The sequence below is a fragment of the Fodinibius sp. AD559 genome (assembly GCF_052712805.1).
The window spans coordinates 153,776-174,799 of the sequence record NZ_JBQPVW010000005.1; the positions used below are offsets into that span (position 1 = coordinate 153,776).

At 42.8% G+C, this 21,024-nt stretch carries 16 protein-coding genes; 13 read left to right on the plus strand and 3 right to left on the minus strand.

Translation table 11 applies throughout. The features are described from left to right. Positions 1-2: 2 nt before the first annotated feature. Positions 3-695, minus strand: a complete 693-nt coding sequence (locus ACQ4LT_RS10850) for an RluA family pseudouridine synthase (RefSeq protein ID WP_445666067.1) — start codon at positions 693-695, stop codon at positions 3-5. A 191-nt stretch (positions 696-886) separates the two neighbouring features. Between ACQ4LT_RS10850 and uvrC the strand changes: the two genes are divergently transcribed. The 6 genes from uvrC (at position 887) to ACQ4LT_RS10880 (ending at position 7,422) form a co-directional block, all read left to right on the plus strand. Beyond that, on the plus strand, positions 887-2,752 hold the full coding sequence (gene uvrC / locus ACQ4LT_RS10855) for an excinuclease ABC subunit UvrC (RefSeq protein WP_445666068.1): 1,866 nt from the start codon (positions 887-889) through the stop codon (positions 2,750-2,752). 431 nt (positions 2,753-3,183) lie between these two features. Further along, complete coding sequence (locus tag ACQ4LT_RS10860) at positions 3,184-3,831, plus strand: RNA polymerase sigma factor (RefSeq protein WP_445666069.1); 648 nt, start codon at positions 3,184-3,186, stop codon at positions 3,829-3,831. Then, positions 3,815-4,498, plus strand: a complete 684-nt coding sequence (locus tag ACQ4LT_RS10865; RefSeq protein WP_445666070.1) for a hypothetical protein — start codon at positions 3,815-3,817, stop codon at positions 4,496-4,498. Before ACQ4LT_RS10860 ends, ACQ4LT_RS10865 begins: the two co-directional genes overlap by 17 nt. A gap of 68 nt (positions 4,499-4,566) precedes the next feature. Next, positions 4,567-5,304 (plus strand): DNA repair protein RecO, encoded by a 738-nt coding sequence (gene recO, locus ACQ4LT_RS10870; protein ID WP_445666071.1) that lies wholly within the window; start codon positions 4,567-4,569, stop codon positions 5,302-5,304. A 2-nt stretch (positions 5,305-5,306) separates the two neighbouring features. Next, positions 5,307-6,854 (plus strand): trypsin-like peptidase domain-containing protein, encoded by a 1,548-nt coding sequence (locus tag ACQ4LT_RS10875; protein ID WP_445666072.1) that lies wholly within the window; start codon positions 5,307-5,309, stop codon positions 6,852-6,854. Positions 6,855-6,870: 16 nt separating this feature from the next. Beyond that, positions 6,871-7,422, plus strand: a complete 552-nt coding sequence (locus tag ACQ4LT_RS10880) for a hypothetical protein (RefSeq protein ID WP_445666073.1) — start codon at positions 6,871-6,873, stop codon at positions 7,420-7,422. A gap of 85 nt (positions 7,423-7,507) precedes the next feature. On the opposite strand, the gene icd is transcribed toward ACQ4LT_RS10880, so the two are convergent. Next, entirely contained in the window at positions 7,508-8,755 is a 1,248-nt protein-coding gene (gene icd, locus ACQ4LT_RS10885) for an NADP-dependent isocitrate dehydrogenase (RefSeq protein WP_445666074.1), read from the minus strand. 163 nt (positions 8,756-8,918) lie between these two features. Between icd and ACQ4LT_RS10890 the strand changes: the two genes are divergently transcribed. The 4 genes from ACQ4LT_RS10890 to ACQ4LT_RS10905 all read left to right on the plus strand — a co-directional run bounded on the left by ACQ4LT_RS10890 (position 8,919) and on the right by ACQ4LT_RS10905 (position 13,687). After that, positions 8,919-9,119, plus strand: a complete 201-nt coding sequence (locus ACQ4LT_RS10890; protein ID WP_445666075.1) for a hypothetical protein — start codon at positions 8,919-8,921, stop codon at positions 9,117-9,119. A gap of 92 nt (positions 9,120-9,211) precedes the next feature. Further along, entirely contained in the window at positions 9,212-11,059 is a 1,848-nt protein-coding gene (mutL, locus tag ACQ4LT_RS10895; protein WP_445666076.1) for a DNA mismatch repair endonuclease MutL, read from the plus strand. Positions 11,060-11,121: 62 nt separating this feature from the next. Beyond that, positions 11,122-12,255, plus strand: a complete 1,134-nt coding sequence (locus ACQ4LT_RS10900; RefSeq protein WP_445666077.1) for a tRNA-queuosine alpha-mannosyltransferase domain-containing protein — start codon at positions 11,122-11,124, stop codon at positions 12,253-12,255. Positions 12,256-12,436: 181 nt separating this feature from the next. Continuing rightward, positions 12,437-13,687 carry a SecDF P1 head subdomain-containing protein gene (locus ACQ4LT_RS10905; protein ID WP_445666078.1) on the plus strand — a complete coding sequence of 417 codons (1,251 nt, stop codon included), beginning with the start codon at positions 12,437-12,439 and terminating at the stop codon, positions 13,685-13,687. A gap of 77 nt (positions 13,688-13,764) precedes the next feature. Here ACQ4LT_RS10905 and ACQ4LT_RS10910 read toward each other — a convergent pair whose 3' ends face one another. Beyond that, the gene (locus ACQ4LT_RS10910) at positions 13,765-15,750 is read right to left on the minus strand and encodes an alpha-ketoacid dehydrogenase subunit alpha/beta (RefSeq protein WP_445666079.1); all 1,986 of its coding nucleotides are present in this window, start codon (positions 15,748-15,750) and stop codon (positions 13,765-13,767) included. A 229-nt stretch (positions 15,751-15,979) separates the two neighbouring features. Here ACQ4LT_RS10910 and ACQ4LT_RS10915 point away from each other — a divergent pair, with 229 nt between their 5' ends. From ACQ4LT_RS10915 to recC, 3 genes are all read left to right on the plus strand, one after another. Beyond that, positions 15,980-16,876 carry a DMT family transporter gene (locus tag ACQ4LT_RS10915; protein WP_445666080.1) on the plus strand — a complete coding sequence of 299 codons (897 nt, stop codon included), beginning with the start codon at positions 15,980-15,982 and terminating at the stop codon, positions 16,874-16,876. Between the two features lie 44 nt (positions 16,877-16,920). Further along, on the plus strand, positions 16,921-17,667 hold the full coding sequence (locus tag ACQ4LT_RS10920) for a DUF1499 domain-containing protein (protein ID WP_445666081.1): 747 nt from the start codon (positions 16,921-16,923) through the stop codon (positions 17,665-17,667). Positions 17,668-17,807: 140 nt separating this feature from the next. Further along, a complete protein-coding gene (gene recC / locus ACQ4LT_RS10925; RefSeq protein ID WP_445666082.1) occupies positions 17,808-21,023 on the plus strand; it encodes an exodeoxyribonuclease V subunit gamma in 3,216 nt (1,071 codons plus the stop codon). The last annotated feature ends 1 nt before the right edge of the window (position 21,024 follow it).

Sequence of the window (21,024 nt, forward strand, 5' to 3'; positions counted from 1 at the left end):
AGCTATTGATGAGCGATGGAAAATTGTGACCATGGATGTTCGTTTGGCGGAGCAAGTTCAAACTGTATGTGTTGATTTGTTTGCGGGTGCTTGAAAACAAGCTCTATAGCACGCAAAGCCATGGTACGACCGTCGGGCTGGTTCTGTCCGTATTTGTAATCGCCCCAAATGGGATACCCCTCATGTGCCAATTGCACGCGAATTTGGTGGGGACGACCGGTTTGCAAATGTACAGAAAGCAGATGCAGATCATCTGATTCTTCCAATTTTGCAAAAGAAAGTTCAGCTCGCTTTCCCTTTTGTTGGTTGCCGGTTACAACTTCAACAATATTATTATCTCGGTCTTTATGGAGGTGGTGTGTTAGTACTCCATTTCGAGGGGGAGCACCTGTCGTTACCGCCCAATAGGTTTTTTGCACAGTGCGGTCGCGAATTTGTTTTGACAGGTTATCTGCGGCGTTTCGATTTTTGGCCAGAAGCATGAGTCCGCTTACCGGACGATCGAGGCGATGAATGAGTCCGAGATAGGGATTGTTATTTTGTGATCTGCTAAGATATCGCTTGCAGAGTGTCAGTACATCGGCATCACCAGTATGATCTTCCTGTGAGAGTAGATCAGCCGGTTTTTCGATGAGAAGCAGGTGATCATCTTCATAAATGATTGAAATATTGGGATCGGTTTGGGTCTGTTTCATGATGGTGAATTATATCTGCCTACAAGCTATTTATGGCTGTACAAAACTAATAATTTTATATACAGCATCGAAGTTGGAGTACAATGATAAAAATTCTTGAAATAAGTAGTAACAGTTTCCAATCGAGCATCAGTATCAGTAAGTTTACAGGTGTTTTTTGATCAGTTAATTTCAAGGTTTCTTTTTAGAGAATGAGTGAAAATGACAGTGCCGAGGTAGATGTTCAGGAGAAGGTTGACAATCTGCCGCTTTCGCCCGGTGTATATATGTTTAAAGATAAAAAGGATCGTCTACTCTACGTAGGCAAAGCCAAACGGCTCCGTAATCGAGTGCGTTCCTATTTTCAAAATTCCAGTGATCATGACGGACGTATTCGTGTGATGATTCGTAAGATTGACGATCTGGAAGTAATTGTTACCGATTCTGAGGCCGAAGCGCTTATTCTTGAAAACAATCTTATCAAAAAACATCAGCCACGGTACAATATTTTATACAGGGATGATAAGTCGTATCCCTATATATGTGTGACGAACGATAAGCGTCCGCGCGTTTATCCCACCCGCACGGTAATTAATGACGGTAGTAAATATTATGGCCCGTACGACAGCGTAACTCATATGAAGCGGATGCTCGAAACCATCCGAAAGGCGTTTGATCTGTGTACCTGTGCCGTATCCCGAAAAAATATTGATCGTACTAAGGGGCCGCCCAAGTGGCATTCCTGTTTTGATGATTATCTGGAAAGCTGTTCCGGGGACTGGGATTTGGAAAAATATCAGGCGACTATTGATAAGGTAGAGCGGATGCTCAATGGACGAACAAATGCCCTGATTCGAGATCTTAAAGAGGAGATGTCAATTGCCTCAGATGCATTAGAGTTTGAGCAAGCTGCTCAAATTCGTGACAGCCTCGAAGCCGTAAAAAAATATAGTAAGAAGATGAAGATGGTGGCCAATAAAAAGGTAGACCGTGATCTTTTTGCTGTTAAAGTGGATGAGGAGATTAACGAAGCTTGTGGCGTCCTGTTCAAAGTTCGTGAAGGGAAGCTAATCAGCAAATTTCATAGGTTTTTGAAAAAAATCAAGCACCTCGAAAAAGGGGAGATGCTGCAATCATTTGTTGAGGATTACTATACCGGTCAGCATGCCGGTGGCATTCCCGATGAAGTATATGTTAGTGATGAGTTAATAAATGAGGAACCATTAGCCCAGTATCTTTGGGAGGAACGGGGTAAAAAAGTGCGAATACATCGACCACAACGCGGAGAAAAGGCCAAGATGATCCGCATGGCACTTTCAAATGCTAAATATCTGCTTGGGGAACGCAAGCTTGAGAAAGAAAAAGCGGCTAAAAAACGTATTCCTCATTCCGTGAAAGAATTGAAAGAGCAATTAAATCTGCAGCGATTGCCGCGGCGCATTGAATGTTTTGATAACTCCAATTTGCAGGGCAGCGACCCGGTAGCCTCGATGGTTTGTTTTGTAGATGCCCGTCCCAAAAAGAGTGAATACAAGCGATTTAATATTAAAACGGTAGAGGGACCCGATGATTTTGCTTCGATGAAAGAGGTGTTAAGCCGGCGATACAAACGCGTAATGGATGAAAAGCAGCAAATCCCTGATCTGATAGTAGTAGATGGAGGGAAGGGACAACTTAGCAGTGCTGTTCAGGCCCTGAAAGAGATTGGCTTTTATGGAGAGTGCGAGATTATTGGATTGGCTAAGCGGTTAGAAGAAGTGTTTGTGCCCGGAAAGTCTAACCCCATTATGATTCCCAAAAAGTCATCGGCACTTAAACTATTGCAGAAAGTGAGGGATGAGGCCCATCGCTTTGCGGTATCTTTTCATCGTAACAAGCGTTCAAAACGGACGATTAAGACAGAGCTCACACAGATTGGTGGGATTGGCAAAAAGACGGCCCAACAGCTACTTAAAGAATTTGGATCGGTAAAATCAGTGCAGAAAGCTGCACTTAAAGATTTACAGGCCGAAATAGGAGAAAAAACGGGTCAAAAGGTGTATCAATACTTTCATAATTCATCTGCGGAGGAGGAGTAAGTTATAAAGATTTCATCTCGTTCTAATAATATTGAAATTGATTTAAGGTGTAAAAAAGGCAGAAAACTGTTGTAGTCGTATTTTAACATTAAAATATTTTGTGAATGATAGATTTTTTTCTTTTGCTAATGCGTTCTGTCAGTAATAAAGGTTTCGGCATAAATATTGCAACACATACTATTGTAACATTAACATGTGATGGATAGTCGGTTGATCATCATTTATACTTATTAGCAAGCGACGTTGAGAAATGATCTTAACCGATTTGGAACAATATCTTTGTAATGTTCGTAAGTACATAACACGATAAAAATGAACTCTTTACAAATAAAATTTTGTTCTGATGATAAGTTAAGGTCAAAATGTAAGCAGTAGTTAGTTACTTGCTTACAGTGATGACTACATTTACTGAAATCAGACGTGAGGTTATTATGAAACTCGAGCAGTCAAACCACATAAGTAAAAAGTATCAGCAGCTGGATGATAAGGATTTGGTTCGTTTTTACCGTCAAAACGGTGACGAGCAGGCATTCAGTGAATTAATGAATCGTCATCAGACGAAGATATATTCCTATATCTACAGTATGGTAAAAGATGGCGGAAAGGCAGATGATATTTTTCAGGAGACATTTACAAAAGTTATTACTAAAATGGATGATACGTACAATGAACAGGGGAAATGGATCGCCTGGGTCATGCGTATTGCCCATAATGCAACAATCGATTATTTAAGAAAACAAAAACGGTTTGTGGACGTTAGTTCTAACTATGACAAGGAATCAAACACTGATTTTTATGATCGGTTACCTGATGAAGATCTTGTCAGCGCACAGGAACAGCTCGAAAAAGATGAGGCAAAAAGTAGTTTAATGCGTCATATTGACGAGCTTTCTAAGGAACAACGTCAAGTAGTAATGCTAAGACATTATTATGAAATGCCGTTTAAAGAAATTGCAGAACTTACAGATGTTTCGATTAACACCGCACTGGGACGTATGCGGTATGCGCTTATAAATCTTCGTAAACTTTTTGATAAAGAAAAAGAACAAGAAGAAAACAGCTATGCGGAACAAGGATAATAATGATTGTATTCGGTATCTGATGAAGGAGATGGATCCTTCTGAGGAACTGCTGATGGAACGAGCAATGATGGAAGATGAGGATCTGCTAATTGAAGTGGAAAGCATGCGGCAGACCCTCAAAAAGCTCGATCAGTTGCCGGAGGTTGAGCCTCCATCACATGTTACCGAATCCATTAAGGAAAAAGCCGCTGAACAAGCCGAGAAAAACCGAAAACAGAATCAAACTATTAAGCCGGCTTTCAAGTATGCAGTAGCTGCAACATTGGCACTTACTATTTCGGCCGGTGGTGCATGGCTCTTTATTGGTGATGGAGAGGCAAACTCGACCCAGCAGCAGGCAGCCACAGCTTCGGTTTCATCACCTGCTGCTACGCAGGTACAGGATATTAATCAGGTGGGTACCGGTAATTCGGGGGCAAATTCCACACAATTTGCCGGCAGCAATCTTCAAAAGCAGCCGACAGCTACCACTGCTGAAACCAGTAATATTGATCCCTGGGTTGACCGTGATGATGTCCTTCGTTTTGAAGATCAGTTTTCAAATCAACAAGAGCAGTTCCAGACTATTTTACAAAGTTCTACTGAAAGACTACAACTCATTCAAGAACCCAATATTCAAAACAACAGAGTTAATTCTATTCAACTGACAGGGTCGGGAAATTAAATACTGTTTTTTAGTTTTAAAGCTTCTATACTTCTCTATCTGATGCATTATGATTAAATAGATAGAGGATGATTACCCATAGCGAAGCAATAGTTTTCAAATCTGTTGATTATCAGGAATCCAGTAAGATTGTTACGGCTTTTACCCTTGAACACGGCAAAATTGCGCTGATGGTTCGAGGCGTTAAAAAGCCTAAGAGTAAGTTTTCCGGGCTGATAGAAATTGGTAATATCCTGGATGTCGTTTATTACTACAAACCTTCCCGATCGGTACAGATTTTATCAGAGGCCAGCTATTCTTTAAAAAATAAAAATCTGCGGTCCGATTTTGAGAAGATGGCCACCATGACGTCGGCTATCGAGCTTATTAGTCAGCTGCTGCACGATGACGAGATCAACGAACCGCTCTTCACTTTTACAAAAAACATGCTCAGCTGGCTGAATTCTGCTGAAGTTCATCCCCCGAAGCTTTTTCCGTATATTCAAATTCGATTGGCCGAATTAACAGGCATCGGGCTTCAATTGGATGTGAATAACGGTGATGATAAAACGAACTATTTGAACCTCGAATCTGGTTTAGTTACTAACGAACAGGTTTCGTCGCATTCATATAAATTAACTCCAAACCAATTTACCTATATCCGGATAGCACTGCTGGCAAAGAGTTCTACATTATTTGAAATAAATTTTGGGACCGGTGAATTGCGACAGCTGATAGAGCATTTGGATCGCTATTTAAAATATCACGTAGAAGGACTTAAAGCCCGAAAGTCGGATGCCATCTTTGAACAAATATTGCAGGGGTAATCATGAAATTTAATAACCGATATTTAAGCGGCATTCTTCTCATCCTTATTGGTATTATCGCAGGTACCCTGTTCGCTTTTTATAGTTTTTACAGTCCAGTTGATGACCGGGCCGATGTTGCCGTTACGGAAGTCAAACACAGCTCAGAACCCTTATTTAGCAGTGAACAGCTCGAGAAACTCGATGCCCGCTTTCTCTTTGAACGTGTTGCTGAACGGGTAACACCGATGGTAGTTTATATTGAAACCACGATTCCGTTTTCGAGGAGCGATATGCCGGATGATGAACTCCATGATGAAGACAGTTTTTGGGGAGATATGCTACCCAAACGAGCTCGAACCGTTGGTTCGGGAATCCTGATAAGCAGTGATGGATATATTCTTACGAATAATCATGTCATTGATGGAGCTGTAGATGATGAAATAGAAGTTGTTCTTAATGACAAGCGAACATTTAAAGGGCGTATAGTTGGGCAAGATCCCACTACCGACTTGGCCGTCCTGAAAATTAATGCCCGGGGACTTCCGGCTATTACTTTTGGTAATTCGGATAAAGTGGGTGTTGGAGAGTGGGTCCTTGCCATCGGGAATCCCTTTCGTCTTCGATCAACGGTAACAGCAGGAATTGTAAGTGCCCTAAGTCGTGATGTACAGATTATAGATGATCAGATGCGAGTGGAGAGTTTTATCCAAACTGATGCCGCCATAAACAAAGGTAACAGTGGCGGGGCATTGGTTAATACAAGCGGTGAGCTTATTGGCGTAAATACGGCTATAGCATCCCAAAGCGGGAGCTATCAGGGATATGGATTTGCAGTGCCTTCTAACCTGGCATCAAAAGTTGCCGAAGATATCATTGAGCACGGACATGTACGACGAGCACTGCTTGGCGTAACGATCGTCAGTGTTAATGCTAACATGGCCGAGCAGTTAAATATGGATAGCATTCGCGGAGTGTATATATCAGGGATATCGCCGGGAAGTGCGGCAGAAAAACACGGCCTCCGTGCCGATGATGTCATTTTAAGCGTGAATGGAGAAAAGGTTAATGAATCCAATCAGCTTCAGCAGAAGATAGCGGTGTTGAATCCCGGAGATATCGTAGAGCTCAAAATCTACCGAGAGGGTAAAGAGATCTCAAAGCAAGTAGTGCTGGGAATGTTGGAACGCGAACAGGAAGAACTTGCTGAGCGTCAACAGGATCGCAGAGAATCAATAGAGCCACAACAAAGTGATGAAGGAACGAACAACGAAGAAGAGGGGACTCAAGAAGTTGAGTTTGCCGTTTTTGATTTAGGTTTCCGGGTTATGACCATTCCCAATTCCGATCATGAACAAGATAGATTGATGGTCATAGATGTGGTAAACGGATCAGATGCCGATAACATGGGATTAGAAGAAGGAGATAGAATTTTGAAAGTTAACGGCCATAAAGTTGAAGGTCTGCAATCTTTGAAGCATTTTATAGCGCAAAATTCTGGGCCCACAGAAGGTTTTTCTTTTGAAATTCAGGCGCAGAACGGAAACATAAAAACCATTCAATCTAAATAGATTAGATATTAATTTAATGCAACGTATTATTTATTCATTAGCGATTTTAGGCGTAGTGGGATTATTCATTTCCTGTTCTGGTCCGGCGGAAGTGACCCAACAAGAAAATAAGTCTCAGAAAGAAGTATCAAATTATCCATCTTGGTATCCCCAGCAGGAATTTATTTCTAATGAAAGTAGCCTTTCAGCTTATGCTACGGCTATTGACAGTGACTCAACAGCTTCTATTGAGAAAGCAAAATCGTGGGCAATTGAAGAACTAAAATCCTCGGTATCTGATAAGCTTGAAGAAATACGCTCTGAGGCGGTGAGAGAATATGGTAGCGGATCAGGATTGGATGAAGTCAAATTTCTGATGGCCCTTCGGAAGGCAAAAAATGCGGTAGAACCTCTTGTTAAAATGGGTAATACGGAGACGAAAAGTGTTGAAGGATATGAAAGTGTCCGTGGTTTTGCGGAGGTTAGCGTTCCCAAAGCTAAACTTATTGAACGTGTTGGAAAACGTCTGGGAGGACACGAAAAAGCCTGGAATGCAATGAAGGAGTCAAAAGCATTCAATAACTTTTAAGAAGACTTTTGGAATTCATATAAATAAGAAAGCCCGCAAAGTTAATAAACCTTGCGGGCTTTAGCTTTTTTCAGAAGGGAATCAGTTACATATTTGAGATGATTTCTTCTCCGAATTCTGAACACTTCAGGAGCGTAGCATCATCCATAAGGCGTTCAAAGTCGTAGGTGACTCGTTTTTTCATGATCGAGCCTTCAATGCCTTTCTCAATAAGATCGGCCGCTTCGCTCCATCCCATATATCGAAGCATGATAACTCCTGAGAGAATTAGCGAACCGGGATTTACTTTATCCTGTCCGGTATATTTAGGTGCCGTACCGTGTGTTGCTTCAAATACAGCCAATCCGGTGTTATAATTGATGTTAGCACCGGGAGCAATACCAATGCCGCCTACACATGCAGCCAATGCATCAGATACATAATCACCGTTCAGATTCATGGTAGCAATAACATCGTATTCGTCGGGACGGGTAAGAATTTGTTGCAAGAAGGCATCCGCAATTACATCCTTAATAACAATACCGTTGGGTAGCTTGCACCAGGGACCTTCGCCAATAACTTCTGCATCGTATTCTTCGCGTGCAACTTCATATCCCCAATCCTTGAAGCTACCTTCTGTAAATTTCATGATGTTTCCTTTGTGGACCAACGTAACGTTGTCACGTCCCTCAGAAATGGCGTAATCTATAGCAGAACGGACCAGTCGTTTGGTACCTTCCTCAGAGATGGGCTTAATGCCTAATGACGTGGTATCGGGGAAACGAATCTGATCGACGCCCATTTCATTTATCAAAAAGTCTTTCAGTTTTTCATTTTCAGGCGTTCCCGTCTGATATTCAATGCCGGCATAGATATCCTCGGTGTTTTCGCGGAAAATGACCATATCCGTTTTTTCGGGATGCTTAACCGGACTTGGCGTTCCTTTGTAATACTTTACCGGGCGCACACAGGCAAAAAGATCCTTTTGCTGACGAATGGCTACATTCAACGAGCGAATTCCACCGCCAACAGGAGTTGTTAATGGTCCTTTGATGGCAACTTTATAATCTTCAATTGCTTGTAGGGTATCCTCCGGAAGCCATTCATCATCACCGTAAAAGTCAACGGCTTTTTCTCCGGCATAAATTTCGAACCACTCAATTTTCTTTTCTCCGTTATAGGCCTTTTCAACGGCACTGTCCAACACGTTGCGCATTGTTGGGGTAATATCAATACCAATGCCGTCACCCTGTATAAAAGGGATAACTGGATTATCAGGGACAATGAGTGAGCCATCAGCTTTTACTTCAACTTTGGTACCAGATTCGGGAGGTGTAATCTTCTCGTAACTCATGAGTTTTGGAATAATTTTTTGAATTATATTTGGGATCGAAGTATAGCAAAAAAAAACGCCATCTGCATGCTACCCGTCATCTCTGGAAGGGATAAAAATTGAATGAAATTCTCATTATATTGAGTTATAAGAATGCAAAGTCAGTAAAGTAACGGAGACTGTTATGATAAGAGGCATGTTTAGTTACCGGCCTAAAAACAAGAAGTTTAAATACGAGTACCGGTATTACGATCCTGATAAGGAGATGAGTCGTCGGGAACGGATTAAAATACGTCGGACCCACAAGAAATATCATCAGGGGCGGTCAGTTATGTTGTATGCATTAGGTTTAGTACTGGTAATTTACATTATGTATTTACTGTAACCTGGTATCAGGTTCGTTAAATTCCTTACATCCAGAGTCAGAATTTTGTATCATCCCGCCAATCCCAAAAACAATAAAAGAAATACAGACATTTGAGTCAGGAAACGGAATCCGAACAATCCATAATACGAGAACTTCCTCCCGAAATTTCCAATAAAATCGCCGCTGGTGAGGTTATCCAACGACCCAGCTCGGTGGTTAAGGAACTACTGGATAATGCTATTGATGCCGGTGCCGATCACCTGAAGATTGTCATTCAAAATGCCGGACGTACGCTCATCCAAGTGATTGATAACGGTAGCGGAATGGGAAAGGAGGATATCCGGCTTTGTTTTGAGCAACACGCCACTTCCAAAATACAGGATGTTGATGACCTGTTTAAAGTTCGAACGCTGGGTTTTCGGGGAGAGGCTATGGCTTCTATTGCTTCTGTATCACAGGTGACACTGAAGACCAAACGACCCGGTGATGAGATGGGGTGGAAATACGAAATCTGGGGTGGTGAGGAAAAGTCATTTGAACCTGCTGCTGTAGAGAGTGGTACCTCAGTGGCCGTTCGAAATCTCTTTTATAATGTTCGGGCAAGGCGACAGTTTTTGAAAACGGATGCTACTGAATTTCGGCATATCCTGAAGACGGTTCAGCAGGCAGCCCTTGCCAACCCTGATTTGGGGTTTGAGATGATTGCCGATACTGATACTATTTATGATCTCCCGAAAGAGCAAAATATCAAGAACCGAATCACAGATATGTTCGGTAAGAGCTATAAAGCCAGTTTAATACACTTCCGGGAAGAGACGAGTTATCTGACAGTACATGGTGTGCTGGCTGATCCCAAGCTTACGAAGCGAAGTCGCGGGGAACAGTTTATTTTTGTTAACGGACGCCCGATTCAGCATCGATATCTCACCCATGTCATTCTCAATATTTATGATGCTTGGACCGGTGAAAAGGATTACCCGTTTTACGCAATATTTTTAGAGATTGATCCGAAACAGGTGGATGTGAATGTTCATCCTGCAAAAGAAGAGGTTAAGTTCGAAGATGAGCGTAGCGTGATTAAGCTGACGAAATCAGTTGTAAAGAAAGCACTGCACGAAGAATTTATGGTTCCGGATGTACCTGATAGGGGTGATGAAAGTAATTTTTCTTCTTCAAAAGGATTTTCTTCTGATTTCAATTTTGGTGGGGCAAAAAATAAGCAACAAAACAGAGGGGAGAAGAAGCCGGTAAAATTCCCATCGCGCATTAACTTTGATCGACCGAAATCACAGCGGGGCGATCAAAATAACTTTTCGAAGCAGTTGTATGATTTTGAACAGGATGAGAAAAAAGAGCAAGATGAATCTAAGCAGGATAAGCGTCCACAGCGAATGCGTGATCGTGGTTTTTGGCAGCTGCACGACCGATATATTTTAACACAGACGCGTTCCGGGCTGTGTATGATTGATCAGCATGCAGCCCATAAGCGCATTATATTTGAAAAGGCATTGAGTGCTACGGAAGCTGCTATTCCAAGCACCCAGCAGTTGCTTTTTGCTCAGACAATGGATTTCTCAGCTTCGGAATTTTCACTCCTTGAGGAATTACATCCCATCATTCAGCGCATGGGTTTTAATATTCAGTTGATGAGCGGCAATACAGCTATGATCAGCGGGGTACCCGCCGATATCGATGTGGGAGATGAGCAATCGGTCTTGAAGTCGATGCTGCAGCAGTACCGGGAGCTGGACGGGAAATTTGAGTTTGATGAGCGCCGAAAATTGGCTATTGCCTTTGCATCAAAGACGGCCATCCCCAAAGGAAAAAAACTAACGGATATGGAGATGGAGAACCTGCTCGATCAGCTGTTTGCCTGCGATGAGCCGTATAAAGATCCGCTGAATAAACCGACGTTGGAGTATATTCCCCTCGAAGATATCGAGTCGCGCTTTCGCTAACTTTTTTAAATAAAAAAGTTTAGTACACTTTGAAGTGTATTAAACTTGAATGAATTCAAATTATGAACATTCTGGCTGTTGAACCGTTTTTTAGCGGTTCCCACAAAGCATTTTTAAAGGGATTAGAACAGTACTCCCGGCATAATATTATCCCGATTAACCTTAGTTACAAGGGACGGAAATGGCGTATGCATGGCAATTCGGTGGTGCTGGCAGGAATGGCTCAGGAGGTTGAAGAAGAGATCGATCTGCTATTGGTCAGCAGTATGACGAATCTGCCGGCATTTTTGTCACTGACTAACCCCCGTTTTTCGGAGGTGCCGAAAGTGATGTATATGCATGAAAATCAGTTTACGCAGCCGATGCCGGAGGGAGAGGAGCGGGACCAAACCTACTGCTACCTCAATTATTTAAGCATGCTTTCGGCGGATCGACTTATTTTTTCATCTGAATTTCACCGGGATGACTTTTTGAAGGCACTGCCGGAATTTTTGGAAGGCTATCCCGATGACAAATACTACTATCCGGTTGATAAAATTGCGAAAAAAAGTATTGTATTATATCCCGGACTTGATTTAAAACGTTTTGATGCCCAGCCCGATCAACGCAAAGAAAATAAGAATCCGGTTATTGTCTGGAATCAGCGCTGGCAGTTCGATCGGAATCCTGCCATGTTTTTTCGTGTGCTCAATCGTTTAAACGACATTGATCTTACTTTTGATCTTATTCTTGCGGGTGATACGCAGCATGAGAAACCGGAAGAGTTCGAAAAAGCCTGGGAGCGATACGGCCGACATATTACCCATTTTGGATATGTTGAAGATCGTGAAAACTACAGCCGATTGCTTCACAGCGGTGATATTGTGGTTTCTACAGCAACGTATGAATTTTTCTGTGTAGCGATTATGGAGGCCATTTATTGTGGATGTCACCCGTTAGTGCCCAATCGACTTCACTACCCGGAGTTAATCCCCGAAAGCCTGCATAAACCCCTGCTTCATGCTCCCGTTTTATATGACACCGAAGACGATCTTTTTCACTACCTCAAAGATCTGTTGACAGAAGAATCAAAACCGCTGCCCAAAACATCCCTCCAAAATATCAACGAGCACCTTGATTGGTCACAGCGTATTGATGAATTTGATGCTATGTTTGAGGAGTGTATGGATCTGGATATTTCTTCGGCTTTATCCTGATTTTCTGATCCATTCGTTCGCTTCTCTCTACTGTATTTGCGGCTAAGTTAGTTTTCCTTTAGACTTTAATTGAGCTTTGTTACTCGACATAACCTGTAGAGGTGAGGTATTTATTGTTTAAACAGTTTATAAGGTCATACCAAGTTTTTATAACATTCATCAATCTGAAAGGAGAGTTACTATGCGTATTGAGGAAATACTATTAGGGATTAGTTTGTTTATAGGATTTTTCGCCATTTCCTGTGAAACAAAATCATCGGATTCTGATAGTGAACGTCAGCAGTCAATTAATAATATTGGACAAGGTGCTATTATAGATACAACTAATATGGATGAGATACAGGGTGTGCCTGTCATGCAGGCACCCGGTGCCCAGATAGATCGGGATAAAGTGACTGCAATGCTGAATGAAGAAAAGTTATCGTTTCAGGAGATCACCAATCCGAATGCAACGGCAGAAGACATTGAAGAAAGTGTTGCGGAATTGAAGATCTTGTTTAGCACTGATCGTGTTCGCAATGACGAGGAGTTAGAATTCTTTGTACATACTATACTTAACAATTCCTATCTGCGACTTTATCAAAAAACAGGAGAAGATGAACATTTGAGTCAGACTGAGAAACATGTTGATATGGCTATTTCCTTGTTCAAAGATCAGCCAGAGTATAAAGCAGATCTTGTTGATGCTTATACCGGTCAACTCGCGGTATATTCGCTAAAAGGTAAAAATGAAGAGGCCATGTCACTCTTGAAAAAACTAATTGAGGAATATCAAAATATAGGATATGGCCTGTACAAAAACTGGTTTGCCAGTCGCCAAGTGGAGAAAATGTATAATATGATACGAATGGACTCCCTGAATTCTCAAAAGGTGCAGGAAACAGTGGACTATCTTACTAAGGTGTCTGAAAAATATGAGAATGAGGTGGGAATTACTGCTCAAATGGTTTTGGCCGAGCATTATGCTACAAGAGGTGAGCAGGAGAGGGTGAATCGTCTTATTAATTCGATAGAGGAGAGACTGTCTTTTTTAGATAACCAAGAGTTCAAAGGAGAAAAATGGAAGCGGTATCGGACTCAGATTAAAAGTATCCAAAAGAGAGAAGGCCAAGAGGTCTCAAAAGCAGATCGCGATACTCTTTTTTATGAAATTACCCCTGAAATGATTGATCAGGCACGAATCCACGAAGTTAATCAAAATGGCAATCAATATCGGGTTATCGTTCAGCTTAAAGAAGAACATCACTCGGATTATGCTCAGAAAACAACTGACAATATCGGCAACTTCTTGGCAGTAGTATACAATGGTGAAATCATTTCTTCTTCGTTCCCGACGATCCAAACCGGAATTTCCAATGGCCGCTTTTCTTTAGGTTCTTATGAGAAGAAATCAAAAGCCGAAGAAGTTCTTAATAGACTTAAAAATGAATAGTACCGCCTGAAATTCTCATATCATAAGAGTTAAGTTTATTGAGGTGAGCTTTTAGAACCTAAATTATCACTAAAAAATCAATAAGCTAATAGTTTCTCCAACGTATCTTGTAATCTGCTATCCGCCAGGTAATGTTTTTCAAGATCGGGACTAAAAGGCACGGGCATATCCAGTGAGGAGCAGCGCATGATCGGAGCATCCAACTCTTTGAAGCATTCCTCGGAGATCAGAGATGAAAGTTCACTCATAGGTCCCAGCGTGGTAGAGGGCTCTTGCAGGAGTAGTACTTTGTTGGTTTTGGCGACTGACTGTTTAACGGTTTCTAAATCAAGAGGAGCCAGGCAGCGTAGATCAACAATTTCAAGGTTTGTTCCCCGTGAGGAGTGCTCGTTTGCAATTTCCTGTGCCCAGTGGACTCCCATTCCATAGGTGATTATGGTGGCATCGGTCCCTTTGCGGACTACTTTCGCTTTCCCGAGTTCTTCGGGGATACAGTGGTTGGGAGTGGTATCACGAATACTGCGATAAAGTTTTTTATGCTCGAAAAAAAGTACGGGATTAGGGTCATAGAGGGCGCTATACAGTAAATTTTGTGCATCTTTTACTGATGATGGCACTACAATCTTGAGTCCCGGATGCTGCATAAACCAGCCCTCGGGGGATTCTGAGTGGAAAGGACCGGCTCCGACCCCCGCACCGTGCGGTGCCCGAATCGTAATATTGAGGGGAGGCATCCAGCGATACTGCCCCTTGGCAATATTGTTGATAATCTGGTTGAATCCACAGGAGATAAAATCGGCAAACTGCATTTCAACTACCGGTTTAAATCCTTCTAACGCCAGTCCCAGAGCAGAACCCAAAGCACCGGCTTCAATAATGGGCGTATTTCGAATACGGTCTTTCCCAAACTGTTCTAGAAATCCTTCGGTAATCTTAAATACCCCTCCGTATTCGGCAATATCTTGTCCCATAATGATAAATCCGTCATCCTCCTCAAATGCCTGTCGTAATGAAAATTGAATGGCATCTACAAAGCGCTTCTCGGATGAGGTGTCATCTTTGGCAGTTTTTTCAGGCAAAGTAACCGGAGAAAATAGGCGATCTTCTTCGGTATCTTGGTTAAAGACAGGATTTTTAGCCTCCAGTGCCCGATCTAATTCCGGCAAAAAATGGTCGTCAATTTCATCTTGAATTTTATCGAGCTCATCATCTCCTGAAACAATCCCTTCGGATTTGAGCCAGCGGGCAAAGCGATCAATGGGATCTTTTTCTTTCCATTTTTCGAATTTCTCATCAGGGACGTAAAACGTGCCCGAGGCCTCCTCATGTCCCCGCATGCGGAAGGTTTTAGCTTCGATAAAAGTGGGTCCTTCGTTCAGTGCATGATCTTTGGCTTCGGATACTGCATCCATCACTGCGAAAATGTCATTACCGTCAATTTTTACTCCGCGCATGCCGTACCCTTGGGCGCGATCGACCAGATCGTCACAGGCGTACTGTTCGCTGGTGGGCGTAGATAGTCCATACCCGTTGTTTTCGATGATAAAAATAGCCGGAAGTTCCCAGACGGCGGCTAAGTTTAACGCCTCATGAAATTCCCCCTCGCTGGTCCCGCCATCTCCGCAAAAGCTCGCGGCAACAAAGTTCTCCTCGCGCAGTTTAGAAGCTAAGGCTAACCCATCAGCAACGGGCATGGTAGCGGCAAGATGAGAGATCATACCCACAATCCGCTTTTCGGGCACGCCAAAGTGAAACGATCGATCACGTCCGCCGGTAAAACCGTCGGCCTTACCCAAAAGCTGACAAAAAAGTGTGTATAAATCGACGCCTCGGGTGGTAAAGAGTCCCAGGTTTCGGTGCATGGGCAGCAGGTAATCCTCGGCAGAAAGGGCGGAGGTAACACCCACCGAAATAGCTTCTTGCCCCATTCCGGAAAACCACTTGCTGATTTTATTTTGTCTCAGCAGCTTGAGCATGCGCTCCTCTATACGGCGGGGAAGAAGGAGGTTTTTATAAAGAGTGAGCGCTTCGGATTCAGTAATTTGTTGCTGTGGTTCGATCATTAAGCAGTTCGGAGAATATATATCTTGTTCAACTCTTATTTAGAAAGCCTAACATGCAGTAGTTAATCAATAATTGCAACTGACTGCACAATTTTTTTGAGATTGGGTGAGCATCTTATCAAATATACGAACCATTGTTTTTGTTGTGTTCGAATGATATCTGGTTTCTTCGTAAAACTCTGTGTATCCTCCGTGCAACTTTGTGCAACGACCAAATTTTTTGAAACTATTGTCTGATTCAAAACACCGTTTGGCCTACATTTATGTTTTTCTCGGTGCCGCCTTATGGGGCATTATCGGATTATTTATTGAGGAACTGTCTCAGGCCGGATTTTCGGCTTTTCAAATTGTAACGCTTCGTGTTGTAAGTGCTTCTGTAATGCTGGTTTTGTTTGTAGTACTCAAAAATACCGAGCTGCTAAAAATTGATCTCAAAGATTCTATGAGCTTCATCGGGACGGGTATTTTTAGTATCGTCTTTTTCAACTGGGCCTATTTTACAGCTATTGAGGAGGTTTCGCTTTCTGTCGCTGTTCTCCTGTTATATACCGGACCCGCTTTTGTAGTGATCTTATCTCGTTTTTTCTTTAAAGAACCGATGACATCTCGCAAAGTGGGAGCTCTTGTTCTAACACTGTTGGGGTGTGTACTTGTTGTGAAAGTCTTTCCCATCGGCATCGAGCACGTTTCATGGTATGGAATATCGGTGGGATTGGGTTCCGGTTTTGGTTATGCGCTCTACAGCATTTTTGGTAAGCATGCGCTCAAAAAATATCACCCGCTCACCGTTATAACATACACTTTTGTATTTGCTTCGGCCGTGATGTTGCCTGTCAGCGGGATAGCTATTTCAACGTCCGATCTGCAATCTACTCATGTATGGATGAATATATTGGGACTTGGATTTTTTCCGACTGCTTTAGCCTATTATCTGTATACGATGGGGCTTTCGATGGTGGAAAGTGGCCGAGCCTCTATAGCAGCAACGGTGGAACCTTTGGTTGCTACTTTGTTGGGGGTTTTCGTATTTAACGATGTATTAACTGCTTTTCAGGTTGTGGGAATGCTTTTGGTGTTGGCAGCCGTTGTGTTGGTACAGTTCAAAAATGCAGATACGCTCAAATAACTATGGGTAAAGCACAACATTAATCAGAAAACATTATTGAGAATATGGACAAACAAAAAACGTCAACGTGGGCATGGACAAGTTTCGGATTTGGGGTTGGAGCAGCGTTGGTATTAGCTCTTTCTGGATACGGGTACCAATGGAATTGGTGGGGTTTGGGTACTGCTTTTACCTGGCTGTTGCCCGGTAGTGGGGTATTAGCACTGATCGGATTTTCACTGTCCCTGTTTTTTGGGTTTACGCGTCAAAATAATCCGGACGTCAAAGGAGCAGGTATTACTTTTGTCGGGGTAGTATTAAGCATAGCTGTGATGGGAACACTGGGCTATTGGTTCACTGAAGCGCAAAAATATCCGCCTATTCACGATATTAGCACCGATATTGAGAACCCGCCGGAATTCCGCAATATCGTACCGTTGAGGGCTGATGCTCCGAATGATACGACTTATGGTGATCAGGAAAAAGCTGATCTGCAGCGGGAGGCCTATCCCAATATTAAAACATTGTATTTGGAGCAGGAATATGGTGAAGCTTTTGATCGCGCGCTAACAGCTGCAGAAAAGATGCCGTGGGAGAAGATTGTCACATCAGATAAAGACAAAGGAATTATTGAGGCCTATGACAAGTTACCGTGGTTTGGTTTTATTGATGATGTCGTGATCCGGATAGATACGGCCGAAACAGCTGATCGGAGCAGGATTGATGTCCGTTCGGTTTCGCGTATTGGGCGCGGCGATATCGGAGTTAACGCGCACCGTATTCGGGATTATTTGGAACGTTTAGAGGATTAGGTATTTACAGCTAACAACCACAATGTTATCATGGGAATTAATAGCGACTATATATAGAAAAGTTCTATTTACTTTTGTTCGGTTTTTTTAGTTTTTGAAACTTCTTGAATTATGGCAGTGACCCGATCAAGTGAGGCATAATGCTCAAATTTTATTACGGTACTAAACTGGAAAAACTGGCAGACCGGCTGTTTCGGGAGTTGGATGAAGATCTGCTCTCAGATCCGCTGGCACAAGAAGTATTTGTAGTACAAAATCACGGAATTGGCCAGTGGCTTTCGTTGCGAATGGCCAAAAAAGAGGGTATTGCCGCCAATCTGAAGTTTGAATTTCCCTCCGAACGCATCTGGAGTCTTATCCGATTGTTGGATGATGATATTCCGCAAACCTTACCGTCCGATCGTGGCCCCATGACTTGGACACTGATGGAGCTTTTTGAGGATGAGCAGTTTTTAGCTGAATTTAAAAATTTGCGTCATTACATCGAGGAGGAAGATCCTGATCGGCGTTCAATGCGCAGTTGGAAGCTGGCTTCTAAAATAGCTGATGTCTTTGACCAGTACCTGATTTATCGTCCGCAAATGATACTGGACTGGGAGCAACGAAAGCTAAGTACTCAAAGTGTAGAGGCCGAAAAATGGCAGTCTAAACTGTGGAGAAGATTGATAAGTCATTGGCAAGAAAATTACAAGGGATCACATCTTCGCCGGGCTAAATTACAACAGCAGCTTTGGCAAGCTATCGAGGAAGATCATTTGCCTGCAGATGAGCTGCCCGATCGCATTACGGTATTTGGTGTTTCATCCGTTTCTCCGGCTTTTATCGAAACAATGACCAAACTCTCAAAACTGACGGAGATCCATTTCTATCATCTCTCCGTTGATCCTGGTATTAAAGAAGCGGAGCAGTTCAAAAATCCATTACTGCAGTCACTGGGTAAGGAGGGAGCGAATTTTGTGTCCATATTTTCTGATTCTATTAATTTGGATGTTAAATTTGCTGGTGATTCAAACCCATCTGAGCCCTCTTTATTTACTGCCGTTCAGTCTGATTTAAAGAATGATGATTCCCTTTCTGGACATAAATTGTCGGTTCCACCTGTTGATCAATCCATACAGGTACACAATTGTCACAGCCCCATGCGGGAGGTTGAGGTACTTTACGATCAGCTGCTGGCTCTGTTAGATGAAAACCCGGAGTTGACCCCCGATGAAATCCTGATTATGACGCCTGATATCGAAACGTATGCTCCGTTTATTGAAGCTGTATTTGCCACTCCGGATGAAGGTCAGCCGGAAATCCCATATACCATTGCAGATCGTGCCGTAAGTGGATATGAACCTGCTACCGATACTTTCTTAAAGATTTTGGAGCTTAGCGAGAGCCGTTTTAAAGTCACTGATGTACTTGATTTGCTGGATAGCAGTCCTATTCGGGAAGCTTTTGGATTTACTGAAAATGAGTTGAACCGTATTGAGCAATGGGTGGGCGATAATCAAATCCGCTGGGGTATAGACGGAAAGGACAAAAAGGATCTGGATCTGCCCGAGAGCGATCATTTTACGTGGCGTGCAGGCCTGCGCCGTATACTTCTGGGGTATGCCATGCGTTCGTCGGATGATCACCTCTACGACGATATTTATGCTTATCATGAAGTGGAGACTTCCGATGATGCAAATTTGGCCGGAAAAATGTCATTTTTCCTCAACAAGCTGTTTTCTATTTCCAATCGTACGGATACGCCCCGAAAACCGGAAGAGTGGCGTGAAGTATTAAATGAGATCACTAATAACTTTCTTCCGGATAATCAGGATTACTTTTGGGAGCTATCCACCATCAGGGAAGGATTTAATACGTTGACCGAATACGTATCATTGGCCGGATACAATCATAACATTCCGTTTTCGGTTGTACGTCGCTGGCTTGGGGAGCAGTTACAGCAACAGTCTACCGGTGGGGGACGCATTGGTCGTGGGGTTACCTTCAGTTCGCTGATGCCGATGCGGAGTATCCCCTTTAACGTGATTGGAATGATCGGGATGGGCGAAGGCGCTTTTCCGCGCTCCAAAATCCCCATTGAATTTGATCTGATGCATTTGGATACACAGACCGGAGATCCGGTACAGTCGGAGCAAGACCGATACCTGTTTTTGGAAAATTTACTCTCGGCCCGCAGTCATATTTATTTTAGCTATGTGGGACAAAGTAATCGTCAGGATACGGATTTTCCCTCATCGGTAGTGCTGAGGGAGTTTCTCGATTACCTTGAGGAATACTATGACCTCAATACTGATGATATCATCCACAAACACCCTTTACAGGCTTTTAGTCCCGCCTATTATAGCGAGGAAAATCTGCTTAGTTACTCGAGTTCTCAGCTCAAGATAAGCCGTAACCTTGCAGATGAGAATTCCAATACAGCATTGTTTATGGATGAGGCTCTTCCCGAACCTGATGAAGATAGGAAACATCTTTCTGTTAGAGATCTGGTCGGCTTTTTTCAGCACCCGGCCAGGTTTCTTTTGCAAAACCGGCTGGGTGTATATTTAAAGGAAGAAGAGGTATTAACGGAAGAACGCGAGCCGTTTACGCTTGAAGGTTTAAGTAATTATAAAGTTGGTCAGGAGTTGTTAGATCGGTTTTTCAAGGAAAAACCGCTGGAGTCGTATCAAAAAAATATACAGGCTAAAGATATGTTACCCCAAGGGTGGAGTGGAGAGCGCGCTTTCCAAAAACGACTCAAAGAGGTTCGGGAATTCGGTGAGAATTTGAATTGGATTCTTGATCAGCAGCAAATGGAAGATAAGGAAGTGGATTTACATATCGGAGAATTTCGGCTATCGGGAAGGTTGTCAGATATTTACGAGAATGCACGCATAGCCTATCGTTTTGGGAGCATGCGTCCAAAGGACGTAATTGATTTATGGATTAAGCATCTCTGCCTGCAAGCTGTAAAACCTGAGGGACATCCCGGAATTAGCCGATTATTTACGCGTCACAAGCGAAAAGATTTTGTGGAATACCAGTTAGGAATAATAGAAGATTACGAGGTGATTTTGGAGCAGCTGCTGGAAATGTATTGGCAGGGGTTACAGCAGTGCAGCTACTTTTTTCCAGAATCCACATTTGCTTATGCGGAGGAGATCTGTTACAAAAATGGAGATCCGGAATCGGGGCTAAATAAGGCCGGCAACAAATGGATTCGGGACTATGGTTCCTATCCCGGTGAGGGAGAAGATCCCTATAATAAATTACTGCTCGGTTCCGTAAATCCCTTGCAGCAGCAAGCCTTTAAGTCGGCTGCCGAACAGTTTTGGGCACCGTTCTTTAACGCTATCGTAGAGGAGGGAGCCTAAA